At 34.8% G+C, this 14775-nt stretch carries 10 protein-coding genes, 3 pseudogenes and 1 other annotated feature; all 13 genes and pseudogenes read right to left on the reverse strand.

Going from position 1 to position 14775, the window contains the following annotated elements:
- Positions 1 to 2: 2 nt before the first annotated feature.
- A pseudogene (gene fusA, locus CIW83_RS21045) lies at positions 3 to 2071 on the reverse strand (elongation factor G).
- 57 nt (positions 2072 to 2128) lie between these two features.
- On the reverse strand, positions 2129 to 2599 hold the full coding sequence (gene rpsG, locus CIW83_RS21050; protein WP_094904396.1) for a 30S ribosomal protein S7: 471 nt from the start codon (positions 2597 to 2599) through the stop codon (positions 2129 to 2131).
- 117 nt (positions 2600 to 2716) lie between these two features.
- Positions 2717 to 3136, reverse strand: a complete 420-nt coding sequence (gene rpsL, locus CIW83_RS21055) for a 30S ribosomal protein S12 (RefSeq protein WP_094904397.1) — start codon at positions 3134 to 3136, stop codon at positions 2717 to 2719.
- A 28-nt stretch (positions 3137 to 3164) separates the two neighbouring features.
- Entirely contained in the window at positions 3165 to 3407 is a 243-nt protein-coding gene (locus CIW83_RS21060; RefSeq protein ID WP_094904398.1) for a ribosomal L7Ae/L30e/S12e/Gadd45 family protein, read from the reverse strand.
- Between the two features lie 110 nt (positions 3408 to 3517).
- Positions 3518 to 7043: pseudogene (gene rpoC, locus CIW83_RS24685) on the reverse strand (DNA-directed RNA polymerase subunit beta').
- A gap of 74 nt (positions 7044 to 7117) precedes the next feature.
- Complete coding sequence (gene rpoB / locus CIW83_RS21070) at positions 7118 to 10864, reverse strand: DNA-directed RNA polymerase subunit beta (protein WP_094904399.1); 3747 nt, start codon at positions 10862 to 10864, stop codon at positions 7118 to 7120.
- A 326-nt stretch (positions 10865 to 11190) separates the two neighbouring features.
- Positions 11191 to 11553, reverse strand: a complete 363-nt coding sequence (gene rplL, locus CIW83_RS21075; RefSeq protein WP_094904400.1) for a 50S ribosomal protein L7/L12 — start codon at positions 11551 to 11553, stop codon at positions 11191 to 11193.
- 30 nt (positions 11554 to 11583) lie between these two features.
- On the reverse strand, positions 11584 to 12111 hold the full coding sequence (rplJ, locus tag CIW83_RS21080) for a 50S ribosomal protein L10 (RefSeq protein WP_094904401.1): 528 nt from the start codon (positions 12109 to 12111) through the stop codon (positions 11584 to 11586).
- A gap of 17 nt (positions 12112 to 12128) precedes the next feature.
- Positions 12129 to 12263 (reverse strand) — a sequence feature (ribosomal protein L10 leader region).
- Positions 12264 to 12301: 38 nt separating this feature from the next.
- Positions 12302 to 13000, reverse strand: a complete 699-nt coding sequence (gene rplA / locus CIW83_RS21085; RefSeq protein WP_094904402.1) for a 50S ribosomal protein L1 — start codon at positions 12998 to 13000, stop codon at positions 12302 to 12304.
- A gap of 56 nt (positions 13001 to 13056) precedes the next feature.
- A complete protein-coding gene (gene rplK / locus CIW83_RS21090) occupies positions 13057 to 13482 on the reverse strand; it encodes a 50S ribosomal protein L11 (protein WP_094904403.1) in 426 nt (141 codons plus the stop codon).
- Positions 13483 to 13574: 92 nt separating this feature from the next.
- Positions 13575 to 14118, reverse strand: a pseudogene (gene nusG / locus CIW83_RS21095) (transcription termination/antitermination protein NusG).
- Positions 14119 to 14155: 37 nt separating this feature from the next.
- A complete protein-coding gene (secE, locus tag CIW83_RS21100; RefSeq protein ID WP_094904404.1) occupies positions 14156 to 14359 on the reverse strand; it encodes a preprotein translocase subunit SecE in 204 nt (67 codons plus the stop codon).
- Between the two features lie 28 nt (positions 14360 to 14387).
- On the reverse strand, positions 14388 to 14537 hold the full coding sequence (rpmG, locus tag CIW83_RS21105; protein WP_072978085.1) for a 50S ribosomal protein L33: 150 nt from the start codon (positions 14535 to 14537) through the stop codon (positions 14388 to 14390).
- Positions 14538 to 14775 lie beyond the last annotated feature (238 nt).

Genomic DNA, 14775 nt, shown 5'->3' on the forward strand with positions numbered 1-14775 from the left:
GATTATTTCTTACCTGTAATTTTCTCTGCAATACTATTTGGCACTGGTTCATAGTGATCAAATTGCATAGAATATACTCCTCTACCTTGAGTATTAGAACGAAGGTCTGTTGCATACCCAAACATTTCTGATAGTGGTACGAAACCTCTAATCACTTGGGCACCACTTCTTAATTCCATTCCTTCTATTCTACCTCTTCTGGAGTTTATATCTCCTATAACATCACCCATGTATTCTTCAGGCACTATTACTTCTACCCTCATCATCGGTTCAAGCAACGTTGGTTTGGCTTTTGAAATAGCTTCTCTAACACCCATAGATCCCGCTATCTTAAATGCCATTTCTGAAGAGTCTACATCATGGTATGATCCATCATAAAGAGTAACTTTTATATCTAACACTGGATATCCTCCAAGAACACCTGATTCTAGCGCTTCTTGAATTCCATTATCTATAGCTCCGATATATTCCCTAGGGACTACTCCTCCTACTATAGCGTTTACAAATTCGTAACCTGCACCTGGTTCTTGAGGTTCTACTTTTAATTTTACGTGACCGTATTGTCCACGACCACCAGATTGTCTTACATATTTACCTTCTGCTTCTGCAGGAGCTTGGATAGATTCTTTATACGCTACCTGTGGGCTACCAACATTTGCCTCCACTTTGAATTCTCTAAGAAGTCTATCAACAATTATCTCTAGGTGAAGTTCACCCATTCCCGCAATTATTGTTTGACCTGTTTCTTCATCAGTATAAGTCTTAAATGTTGGGTCCTCCTCAGCTAATTTTGCTAAGGCAGTAGCCATCTTATCTTGAGATGCTTTTGTTTTCGGTTCTATAGCTACGTGAATAACTGGTTCTGGGAATTCCATAGTTTCTAAAACTATCGGATGTGCATCATCGGATAAAGTATCTCCCGTAGAAGTATCTTTTAACCCTACAGCTGCTGCTATATCTCCCGCAAATACTTCATCAACTTCTTCTCTTTTATTAGCATGCATAAGTAATATTCTACCTATTCTTTCTCTCTTGCCTTTACTAGTGTTTTGTACATAACTACCTGATTTAAGGCTACCCGAATATACTCTAAAATATGCAAGTTTTCCTATGAAAGGATCTGATACTATTTTAAATGCTAATGCAGAAAATGGTTCGTTATCTGATGCTATTCTTTCTTCTTCTTCATCTGAATTTAATCCCATACCTTTTACTGCAGGTATGTCTAATGGAGAAGGTAAATAATCAATTATAGCATCTAATAGCGGTTGTACTCCCCTATTTCTATAAGAAGAACCACATAAAACAGGTGTTATTGCTACTTTGTTAGCTGCTGTTCTAATACCTTTCATCAGTTCTTCTGTAGTTATTTCTTCACCTTCTAAATACTTCATCATTAATTCTTCATCGTGTTCAGCTATATTCTCAAGTAAATTTTCTCTATATTCTTTGGCTAAATCTAACATATCAGATGGTATTTCAGTTATTTCATACTTTTCACCTAAATCATCATGATAAATTCTAGCATTCATATTAACTAAGTCAACTACTCCTAGAAAGCTATCTTCTTTTCCAATTGGTAATTGTATAGGTACTGGATTGGCTTTAAGTCTATCTTTAATCATTCCTACTGCCCTAAAGAAGTCTGCTCCAAAAATATCCATCTTGTTAACAAATGCTAATCTAGGTACATGATATTTATCTGCTTGCCTCCATACAGTTTCAGATTGAGGTTCTACTCCACCTTTAGCACAGAATAATGCTACGGCTCCATCAAGGATACGTAATGATCTTTCTACTTCTACAGTGAAATCCACGTGTCCTGGTGTATCAATAACGTTAATTCTATGTTCTCTCCACATACATGTAGTTGCAGCGGAAGTAATTGTTATACCTCTTTCTTGCTCTTGCTCCATCCAATCCATTTGGGCACCGCCTCATGGGTCTCTCCTACTTTGTGTATCTTACCAGTGTAAAACAAAATTCTCTCTGTGGTGGTTGTTTTTCCTGCATCAATATGAGCCATTATGCCGATATTTCTAGTTTTTTCCAATGAAATTTGTCTTGGCACAATTTTTCCTCCTTCTTCTTGATTCTTGGTCCCCCTCCACACATTAAAAACGATATACTACCATCTGTAGTGTGCGAAAGCTTTATTAGCTTCAGCCATCTTGTGAGTATCTTCTCTTTTCTTAACGCTTGCTCCCATACCATTTGAAGCGTCTAAGATTTCTTTTGCTAATTTTTCAACCATAGTTTTTTCTCCTCTTTTTCTTGAATAGTCTACCAACCATCTAAGACCAAGAGTTTCTCTTCTATCTGTTCTTACTTCTATTGGTACTTGGTAAGTTGCTCCACCAATACGTCTTGCCTTTACTTCAAGTACAGGCATGATATTATTCATAGCTTTATAGAATACTTCTAATGGATCTTCATTTGTTTTTTCTCCAATGTAGCTAAAAGCTCCATAAACTATATTTTGAGCAATTCCTTTTTTACCATCTAACATAATTCCATTAATTAATTTAGTTACAACCAAATCATTGTAAATAGGATCTGGCATAACTTCTCTTTTTGGCACATGTCCTTTTCTTGGCACTTTACTTCCCTCCTTAACTATATAGAGTTGATTCATTGGTACTCGACAAATATATTGCCGTACCGCGCCAAAATGCATATATATAAAGGGATTATCAATCCTGCATTTTAAGCACTATTATTTCTTTGCCTTTGGCTTCTTAGCTCCATATTTAGATCTACTTTGCATTCTTTTGTCAACGCCAGAAGCATCCAAGGTACCTCTAACAATATGGTATCTAACACCTGGAAGGTCTTTAACTCTTCCACCTCTTATTAGAACAACACTGTGTTCTTGTAGGTTGTGTCCAATCCCTGGAATATACGCTGCAACTTCTTCACCATTAGTAAGTCTTACCCTTGCAACCTTTCTCAAAGCTGAGTTAGGTTTCTTAGGTGTAACTGTTCTAACAGCAACACATACTCCTCTTTTTTGAGGTGAATTAACTTCAGTTTCCTTCTTTTTTAAAGTATTTAAATTCACTCCTAGAGCAGGCGATTTTGATTTGTAAACAACTTTATCTCTGCCCTTTCTAATTAATTGGTTAATGGTTGGCATCAAGGCACCTCCTTCTATTTTTTATATATTATTTTAATAATGCAGCAGTTGCCGCATTAACATCAATGCCACATGCATCACCTAGCTTTTTCATGTTATCTACATAAATAACTTGAATCTGCTTGCTAATGCAAATTTCCTTAATCTCATTTATAACTTTATTATCTGCATCATTAGCAATAAAAACTGCTTCAACTTCTTGTGAATTTAAAGCTCGTTTTACTTGCTTAGCGCCAACAATTTTGTTGGTTCCATTGAGTTTTGACAGCATAAAATCTTCTCCTCCTTTAAACACTTTAAAGATTATGTGGAACTAAATTCCACATAATCTTTATGTCATCCAGAGTACTTTCTAAGTTTACACACTAATACATTTTATCATCAGTTATTTTCACTGTCAACATTTAATTCTTCTAAAATTTGAATATTTTCATCTCCAGAAATTTCTATATTTCTATATCTCTTCATTCCAGTTCCCGCTGGGATAAGTTTTCCAATAATAACATTCTCCTTAAGTCCTAGAAGAAAATCTTCTTTACCTTCAATTGCAGCTTGTGTCAATACTCTTGTTGTCTCCTGGAATGAAGCTGCCGATAAGAATGAATCAGTAGCTAATGAAGCCTTCGTAATACCCAATAAAGTTTTTCTTCCTACTGCTGGTTCTAATCCTTGTTGGGTAGCTATTCTATTATTTTCTTCAAATTCATAAGAGTTCACTAAAGAACCAGGTAACATATGGGTATCTCCTGCCTCTTCTACTTTTACCTTAGCTAGCATTTGTTTAACAATTACTTCAATATGTTTATCGTTAATATCTACACCTTGCAACCTATAAACTCTCTGAACCTCTTTAACTAGATAATTTTGGACTCCTTGTATTCCTTTAATCTTAAGGATATCATGAGGATTTACTGAACCATCAGTTAGTTCATCTCCTGCTTCAACAATATCTCCAGCCCTTACTTTTAATCTAGATCCATAGACTATATTGTAGTTCATAGATTCCCCATTGGATGAAGTAATAATTACTTCTTTTTTCCTTTTACTTTCCTCTATACTAACTACCCCGGAATTTTCTGCAATTACAGCAAGCCCCTTTGGCTTTCTTGCCTCGAATAACTCTTCAACTCTAGGCAAACCTTGAGTAATATCTGCTCCTGCGACTCCTCCTGTATGGAATGTACGCATTGTAAGCTGTGTACCCGGCTCCCCAATTGACTGAGCTGCAATAATTCCAACAGCCTCTCCGATATTTACTTCATCTCCTGTTGCTAAATTTCTGCCATAACAATGAGCACATACTCCATATTTAGCATTACATCCCAATACGGATCGAACCTTAACTTCTGTTATCCCAACTTTTTCAATTAATTCTGCTTGGATACCTGAAATCATTTCATTTTCTTTTACTATGATTTCTCCTGTTTCGGGGTTAACTATATCTTCAAAAGCATATCTGCCATCAATTCTATCATGTAACTCTTCAATTACTTCTCTTCCATCTTTAAAAGGTCTAACTAACAGATATTCATCAGTTTTACAATCAACCTCTCTTACTATAACATCTTACTTACGTCAACTAATCTTCTAGTTAAATATCCTGAGTCTGCAGTTCTAAGGCTGTATCTGCTAACCCTTTTCTAGAACCATGGGTTGAAACGAAGAATTCCAATACACTAAGTCCTTCTCTAAAGTTAGCCTTAATAGGTATCTCAATGGTTCTACCTGATGCAGATGCCATAAGTCCCCTCATGCCTGCAAGCTGCCTAATTTGGTTTACACTACCTCTAGCACCTGATAGAGACATGATATAAATATTATTCATCGGATCTAGTCCATCCATCAATCTATCAGTTAGATCGTCAGTAGTTCTGTTCCAAATTTCTATAACTTTTTCATATCTTTCTTCATCTGATATAAGACCTCTACGATAAGATCTTTCAAATTTATCTACTTCTTCTTGAGCTTTTGCTAGAAGTTCAGGTTTTGATTCAGGAACAAATATATCTCCCATGGAAATAGATATCGCTCCTATTGTTGAATAGTGGAAGCCTGTTTCTTTAATATGATCAAGTACAGTTGCAGTAACTGCATTCCCATGCTTTCTAAAGCATTTTTCTATAATATTTCCTAATGCTTTTTTATTTACAAGCATATCAACTTCTAGTGAATACTTATCTACAGTTCTATCTACAAATCCCAAATCCTGTGGCAGATGTTCGTTTAATATAAATCTACCTACTGTAGATTCAACTAATTTTCCTGTGTCAGATTCATCTAGTCTCATTCTTACCTTTACCCTAGCATGTAATCCTACGGATCCATTATAATAAGCATGTAGCATTTCATCAAAATCTTTAAATATCATACCCTCTCCAGGTTCATCAGGAGATTCTACGGATAGATAATAGGCTCCTAAAACCATATCCTGTGTTGGAGTGGTAATTGGTTTACCATCTTTTGGCGCAAGAATATTATTTGTAGATAGCATTAAAAGTCTTGCTTCTGCCTGTGCCTCCGTAGATAAAGGTACGTGTACTGCCATTTGGTCACCATCAAAGTCAGCATTATATGCTGTACATACTAAAGGATGTAATTTAATGGCCTTTCCCTCAACTAAAACAGGTTCAAATGCCTGAATTCCTAATCTATGAAGAGTTGGAGCTCTGTTTAAAAGTACTGGATGGTCTTTTATTACAGAGTCTAGCACATCCCATACTTGTGGTTTTACCCTTTCAACCATTCTTTTAGCAGATTTTATATTATGAGCATGACCTTCTTCTACTAGCTTTTTCATTACAAATGGTTTAAATAACTCAAGAGCCATTTTCTTTGGTATTCCACATTGATAGAATTTTAGCTCTGGACCAACTACGATTACTGAACGTCCTGAATAATCTACCCTCTTACCAAGTAAGTTCTGTCTAAATCTTCCTTGCTTACCCTTAAGCATATCTGACAAAGATTTTAAAGGTCTATTCCCTGGTCCCGTTACAGGTCTTCCACGTCTTCCATTGTCTATAAGAGCATCTACTGCTTCTTGAAGCATTCTCTTCTCATTTCTAACAATAATATCTGGCGCTCCCAAATCTAACAGTCTTTTAAGTCTATTATTTCTATTTATTACCCTTCTATATAAATCATTTAAATCAGATGTAGCAAACCTTCCTCCGTCTAACTGTACCATCGGTCTAAGATCTGGAGGAATTACTGGGATAACATCTAATATCATCCATTCAGGTCTATTTCCAGACTTTCTAAAAGCCTCTACAACTTCTAGTCTTCTGGTTATTCTTATTTTCTTTTGACCCGATGAATCTTTTAACTGTTGTCTTAGTTCCTTAGACTCTTTATCTAAATCTATTTTCTCTAACAATGCCTTTATGGCTTCTGCACCCATCATCGCTTTAAATTTATTGTGATATTTTTCATAGGCTTCTCTATATTCTGTTTCGGTTAAAAGTTGTTTTTCATATAAAGAAGTATCTCCTCCATCTATAACTACATATGATGCAAAATACAAAACTTTTTCTAATGATCTCGGAGACATATCCATTAGAAGTCCCATCCTACTTGGAATGCCTTTGAAATACCATATATGTGACACAGGAGCTGCTAATTCTATATGTCCCAATCGTTCTCTACGAACTTTGGATTTTGTAACTTCTACCCCACATCTATCACATACTACACCTTTATACCTTACTCTCTTATATTTCCCACAATGGCACTCCCAGTCCTTCGTAGGTCCAAATATCTTTTCACAAAAAAGTCCTTCCTTCTCAGGTTTCAATGTTCTATAATTTATTGTCTCAGGTTTTTTTACTTCTCCTTTAGACCATTGTCTGATTTTTTCTGGTGAAGCCAGCCCAATTTTAATTGAATCAAATGTATTGAATTCAAACAAGGAGCGTTCTCTCCTTTCTATAATAAAATTAAAGAATTTTTGTTTCTAATTCCTCGGGCATAAAGCCCAAGGTTTTAAAAATCTTCATAATCTTCTTCTTCTTCATAATCATCTTCATCAAAGTCAATATTAATATCTATATCATCAGTATCTTCTTCTAAAATAAACCCTGTAGGTATATCATCTTCTCTTATTCTATCTATATCTTCACTTTCTTCTTGTTCATCATCTTCATCATCAGAAAATACTTTTTCTCCTGTCAATTCTTCACCCATAACTTCTAAATCTGACAATTCATCATCAACTGATTCTTGAAGTTCTATTTCAGTTTTATCTTCTGATATAATTTTTATATCTAATGATAAACTTTGAAGTTCTTTTATTAATACTTTAAAGGATTCTGGAATACCAGGTTCAGGTATATTTTCCCCCTTTACTACTGCCTCGTAAGTTTTAACTCTACCTACAATATCATCAGATTTAACTGTTAGTATTTCCTGTAGTGTATGGGCTGCTCCATATGCTTCAAGTGCCCAAACCTCCATCTCTCCAAATCTTTGTCCACCAAACTGAGCTTTACCCCCTAATGGCTGTTGAGTAACCAAAGAGTATGGTCCAGTTGATCTAGCATGGATTTTATCATCAACAAGATGGTGTAATTTCAGCATATACATATAACCTACAGTTACTGGATTATTAAATTCTTCTCCAGTTCTTCCATCTCTAAGGTAGATCTTACCATTCTCTGGATACCCAGCATCTTTCAATGCTTGAATAATATCTTCCTCGTTAGCCCCATCAAATACTGGTGTGGCAACATGCCATCCCAATTTTTTAGCAGCAAGTCCTAGATGAACCTCTAACACCTGCCCCAAGTTCATACGAGAAGGTACTCCAAGAGGATTTAAAACAATTTGCACAGGCGTACCATCTGGTAAATAAGGCATATCTTCCTCAGGCATTATCCTAGAAACTACACCCTTATTTCCATGGCGTCCACACATTTTATCTCCAACATTTATCTTCCTCTTAGTAGCTATATACACTCTTATCATCTGGTTAACGCCTGGTGGTAATTCGTCTCCATTTTCTCTAGAGAAAATTTTAACATCCACTATAATACCCGCTTCACCATGAGGAACTCTAAGAGATGTGTCTCTAACCTCTCTAGCTTTTTCACCAAATATAGCTCGAAGCAATCTTTCCTCAGCAGTTAGCTCAGTTTCTCCCTTAGGTGTCACCTTTCCAACTAATATATCCCCTGATTTTACTTCTGCACCTATTCTAATAATTCCTCTTTCATCTAGGTCCTTTAACATATCATCCCCAACGTTTGGAATGTCTCTAGTTATTTCTTCGGGGCCTAATTTAGTATCTCTTGCTTCTGATTCATATTCTTCTATATGAACTGAAGTCAGAACATCTTCCATTACTAACTTTTCATTAATTAAAATAGCATCCTCATAGTTATAGCCTTCCCATGTCATGAAAGCTATTAATATATTTTTACCTAATGCAATCTCTCCTAGATTTGTACTTGGACCGTCTGCTATTACTTGACCTTTTTCGATTCTTTCACCTTTCGATACGATAGGTCTTTGATTTATAGTAGTTCCTTGATTAGAACGTTTAAACTTCAACAATTTATATCTTTCTAATTTATTGTCTTCATCTTTTCTTATGACTATTTCTGCTGAACTAACCTTTTCTACAACTCCAGAATGATTGGATAAAACTACAGTTCCAGAGTCTTTGGCAGCCTTATATTCAATCCCTGTTCCAATAATTGGAGATTCTGTTTTTAAAAGAGGTACCGCCTGCCTCTGCATGTTTGCACCCATCAGCGCTCTATTAGCATCATCATTTTCTAGGAATGGAATCATAGCCGTACCAACAGATACAAGTTGCTTAGGTGAAACATCCATATAGTCAACTTCTTCTGTCGGGAATATATCTATAACTCCAGATTTACCTCTTCCTATAACCCTTTTACCTATTATTTCTCCTTCAGGACTTAGTTTCTCATTAGACTGGGCTATTATAAATTCATCTTCTACATCAGCAGTTAAATAATGAATTTCTCCAGTAATTTTACCAGTTCCCTTTTTTACTTTTCTATATGGTGATTCAATAAAACCATATTCATTGATTCTTGCATAGGTTGTCAGTGAGGTTATAAGCCCTATATTAGGTCCTTCTGGCGTTTCAATAGGACACATTCTACCATAATGGGAATTGTGAACGTCTCTTACCTCAAATCCCGCTCTATCACGGCTAAGACCTCCAGGCCCTAATGCAGACATTCTTCTCTTATGTGTTAATTCAGCTAACGGATTTGTCTGATCCATGAATTGAGACAACTGGCTGCTCCCAAAAAACTCTTTAATTGAAGCAACAACAGGTCTTATATTTATTAGATCTTGAGGTGTAGCAACATCAATATCTTGAATAGTCATTCTTTCTCTAACTACTCTTTCCATACGAGCTAGACCTATTCTAAATTGGTTCTGTAGTAGCTCTCCGACAGATCTAAGTCTTCTATTTCCTAAATGATCAATATCATCGGTATTTCCAATTCCATCAAATAAGTTTAACTCATAGTTTACAGATGCAACGATATCATCTATAGTAATATTCTTTGGCGATAATTCTTTTAGCCTCTCACCTATAGCCTCTTTTAATTCCTCTGGATTATCATAAGTATCTACTAATTCTTTCATCAAAGGATAATATACTTTTTCCTTTAATCCAAATTCATCTAATGCAAATGGTAGATTAAACACTTTAGAATCAACAAAGTTGTTCCCTAAAACTCTTACTTTTCTCCCATCCTCTAACAATACATCTACCATATTTATACCACTATTTTCAATTTCTATAGCCTGATCCCTAGTTATTTTTTCACCTTGGGATACTAATATTTCTCCAGTTTCCAGATTGTGAATATCATTAGCAGCTCTTTTTCCATATACTCTATTATATAGAGCTAACTTTTTGTTAAATTTATATCTGCCTACTCTAGCTAAATCGTATCTCTTAGGGTCAAAAAATAAATTAGTAATAAGAGATCTAGCACTATCCACTGTAGGTGGTTCTCCAGGTCTTAATCTCTTATATATCTCGATTAATGCTTCTTCTTCATTGGTAGTGTTGTCCTTTTCCAATGTATTTAATACTTGCTCTGTCTCACCAAGTACTTCTATAATCTCTGAATTACTTTGAAGCTTTAGAGCTCTCAACAATGTGGTAATAGGAACCTTTCTTGTTCTATCTACTCTAACATAAACAATATCATTAGAATCTGATTCGTATTCTAGCCAAGCTCCTCTGTTTGGGATCAATGTAGAAGAATATAGTCTTTTACCTGTTTTATCTATCTCTTCCACAAAATAAACACCTGGTGACCTAACTAATTGGCTGACAACTACTCTCTCGGCACCATTAATAATAAATGTACCCTTATCAGTCATTAAAGGTAAATCACCCATAAAAACCTCTTGCTCTTTTACTTCACCAGTTTCTTTGTTAATGAGTCTTACCTTTACCTTTAACGGTGCAGAATAATTAGCATCTCTTTCTCTTGCTTCATCCTCGCCATACTTAATGTTTTCCCCAATATGGTAATCAACAAATTCTAATATCAGATTACCAGTATAGTCTTGGATAGGAGAAATGTCTTCAAAAACCTCTCTGAGACCCTCCTTCAAAAACCATTCATAAGAAGACTTTTGCACCTCAATTAAGTCAGGCAAATCTAGTACTTCATCAATGCGTGAATAACTCATCCTAACACGCTTTCCGTAGGTTACAGGATGTACCATCAAAAATTCACCCCTTATTAAACTAAAATATCCAAAAGCATCAAATACTTTTGGTAAAACTTTTCCAAAACAAATATATTATAATATTGTCATTTAATTGAAAAATTATACAATAGACAATATTTTTCCCTATTATGCATTTAATTATGTTACCATAATGCAATTCTTATGTCAAGTTATTTCTTATGTATTTTTAGCATAATAAAAGGCTTCCATTAAAATATTAATATACAAGGAAACCTTTTGTGAAACCCATTTATGATAACTCCTATAGGTTATAAAAAAGGCTTTCAATATAATAGAAAGCCTTTTTAACTTAACCATAATTATTTTACTTCTACTTGTGCTCCAGCTTCTTCTAATTTAGCTTTAATATCATCAGCTTCTTCTTTTGAAGCTCCTTCTTTAATTGGCTTTGGAGCGTTGTCTACTAATTCTTTAGCTTCTTTTAATCCTAAGCCAGTTAATTCTCTAACAACTTTAATAACTTTGATTTTTTCGTTTCCAGCTGATGCTAATATAACATCAAAGTCTGATTTTTCTTCTGCTGCTGGAGCTGCTGCTACTGCCATTGGTGCAGCTGCACTTACTCCAAATTCTTCTTCTAATGCTTTAACTAATTCTGATAATTCTAATACAGTTAAATTTTTAACCTCTTCAATTAAATTTAATACTTTTTCACTTGCCATTTAATATATCCCTCCACAATAATTTTGTTTTTAAGCTCCTTGTTTTTCAGCAATAGCATTAAGTACTATTGCAAAGCTTCTAATTGTACCTTGAAGTACATTTGCAAATCCTTGAATTGGTGCATTGAATCCACCAAGTACTTGAGCAATAAGTACTTCTCTTGGCGGTAAGTTTGCTAAATCTTTTACACCATTTACATCAATAACTTTACCATCTACAATACCAGCTTTTATCTCTAGCTTATCGTTTTCTTTAGCAAAATCAGATGTAATCTTAGCCGCTTGAACTGGATCATCATATCCAAATGCAATAGCAGATGGTCCCTTTAGGAATTCATTGAATTCTTCTAATCCAGAATCTTTAAAAGCAAATCTCATCATAGTATTTTTATAAACTTTATATTCAACGCCAGCTTTTCTATATCTGCTTCTTAACTCAGTTAATTGTTCAACATTAAGTCCTCTATAATCAACTACTACAACTGATTGAGCTTTGCTAATTTTTTCTTTTATTTCTTCTACATTTTGACTCTTAGCTTGAAGGGTTTGTTCCCTCACTGACTTCACCTCCCATAGGACGAATAAATAAAGGTCCCTCCGTAGACACAGAGAGACCCTAATTTCTATTTTATGAATTAGATTAATCTCAACCTCGGTAGGAAATTAAACCCTTAGGTACCTACTGTCTACGGCAGCCTATTTAATTAATAACAAAATTGTATCAGCAATAATAAACTTTGTCAATAGATTAGTCCATTAATTTTTGTCCATTAATTTTAATTCCAGGACCCATTGTACTGGATATAGCAACAGATCTTAAGTATTTTCCCTTTGCTGCAGCTGGTTTTGCTTTAATTATAGCATCCATAACCGCTTCAAAATTTTCTTTTAATTTTTCTGTTCCAAAGGATACTTTTCCAATAGGTACGTTTACAATACTTGCTTTATCAACTCTATATTCAACCTTACCAGCTTTAATTTCATTAATTGCTTTTCCTACTTCAAAAGTTACAGTTCCAGATTTTGGATTTGGCATTAAGCCTTTTGGTCCCAGGATTCTACCTATTCTACCTACAACACCCATCATATCTGGTGTTGCAACTACTACATCAAAATCTAACCATCCTTCATTTTGAATCTTAGCAACTAATTCGTCTCCACCTACATATTCTGCACCAGCTTCTTCAGCTTCTTTAACTTTATCACCTTTAGCAATTACAAGTACAGTTTTTGATTTACCTGTACCATGTGGTAGCACTACTGCTCCCCTAACTTGTTGGTCAGCATGTCTTGGATCTACTCCAAGTCTTACTGATAAATCTATAGTCTCATCAAATTTAGCTTTTGCTGTTTTTTGAACCAATTCAATAGCTTCTGCTACATCATAAAGCGTAGTTCTATCTACTAACTTTAAGCTGTCTTGATAATTTTTACCTCTCTTTGGCATAACTTTACCTCCTTGTGGTTATAACGGAATTTCCTCCCACTACTTTCCTAAAATTATTATTCTTCTACTGTAATTCCCATACTTCTTGCAGTTCCTGCAACCATACTCATAGCAGCTTCTATTGAAGCAGCATTTAAATCTGGCATCTTTATCTCAGCAATTTCTCTAACTTTAGCTTGAGAAATCTTAGCAACTTTTTTCTTGTTAGGTTCAGCTGAACCTGACTCAACTCCTACAGCCTTTTTAATCAATACTGCAGCTGGCGGTGTTTTTGTAATGAAAGAAAAAGATCTATCTTGGTAAACTGTAAGAACAACTGGTATTATCATTCCTGCTTGATCTGCAGTTTTAGCATTGAACTCTTTTGTAAATTGCATAATATTTACTCCATGAGGTCCTAATGCAGTTCCTACAGGTGGTGCTGGTGTAGCCTTTCCAGCAGGTATTTGTAACTTAACTAAAGCCATGACTTTTTTTGCCATAAAACTTCCACCTCCTTGTATCCTTTGTGGTCTGGCGGGATAAACCCTCCCACTTAATTATATATATTTAAAAAGCAATTTGCTTTTAAAAACTACAACTTTTCTACTTGGTCAAAATCCAATTCCACAAGGGTTTCTCTTCCAAACATAGAAACAAAAACCTTTACTTTTCTCTTTTCCATATTTAAATTATCTACAGTACCCATAAAGTTTTCAAATGGTCCTGAACATACTTTTACTACATCTTTTACCTTTAAATCTATATCCGGTAAAATAGTTTCTTGTACACCCAGTGCTTTAACTTCTGCGTCTGTCAATGGAACTGGCTTAGATCCTGGTCCTACAAATCCTGTAACTCCTCTTGTGTTTCTCACTAGATACCATGATTCATCATTGATAATCATTTTCACAAGAACATATCCAGGGAAAAGTTTTCTTTCTTTAAGCTTCTTTTTCCCGCCCTTACTATCCATATATCTTCAGTAGGCACTGCTACCTCGAATATATCATCTCGCATTCCCCTATTCTCCACCATTTTTTCAAGATTAGCTTTAACCTTGTTTCATGACCCGAATAAGTATGGACTACATACCATTTTGCATCTATAGCCCTTTGTTCTCTACTTTTCTCCGTCATACAATTGGGAACCTATGGTTCCTCCCTCCCTCTTGTACTAAATTATAAATCGTAAACCACCATGTATCACTAGATCTAATACCCAGACAATAATAGCTACAAGTGCACTAATCATTATAACTACTCCAGTATAGTTTATTAGTTCTTTTCTGCTAGGCCAAATTACCTTTTTCATTTCAGCCTTAACACCCCTGAAATATGCGGACATCTTTGCCTTTTTTGTACCTGTTGGTGCTGTCATAACACTCACATCCTTACTTGTTTTAATATTATTTCGTTTCCTTATGAGTAGTATGAGTTTTGCAGAATTTACAATATTTCTTTAGTTCGATTCTTTCTGTATTGTTCTTTTTATTCTTGGATGAATTGTAATTTCTTTGTTTACACTCTGTGCAAGCTAATGTGATTCTATCTCTCACTTAAAACACCTCCCACAAACACCATATATATGTTAAGCTATCGCTTTCGGGTACATTTCCCCACTTTTAACAACGTTACTAATATAAACTATCATAAATTAAAAATTATGTCAATAAAAAAGTCTTTCTTTCTACCACAATTTTTTCTTCAATTTATACAATTATTCCTCATTAATCTAATGTTTATTCCAATTCCATCCAGAAAAAAGACTAGGTTAAAGACCTAGTCTTTCATCAC

This window comes from Tissierella sp. P1 (assembly GCF_002266425.1).
Classification (GTDB): Bacteria; Bacillota; Clostridia; order Tissierellales; family Tissierellaceae; genus Tissierella; species Tissierella carlieri.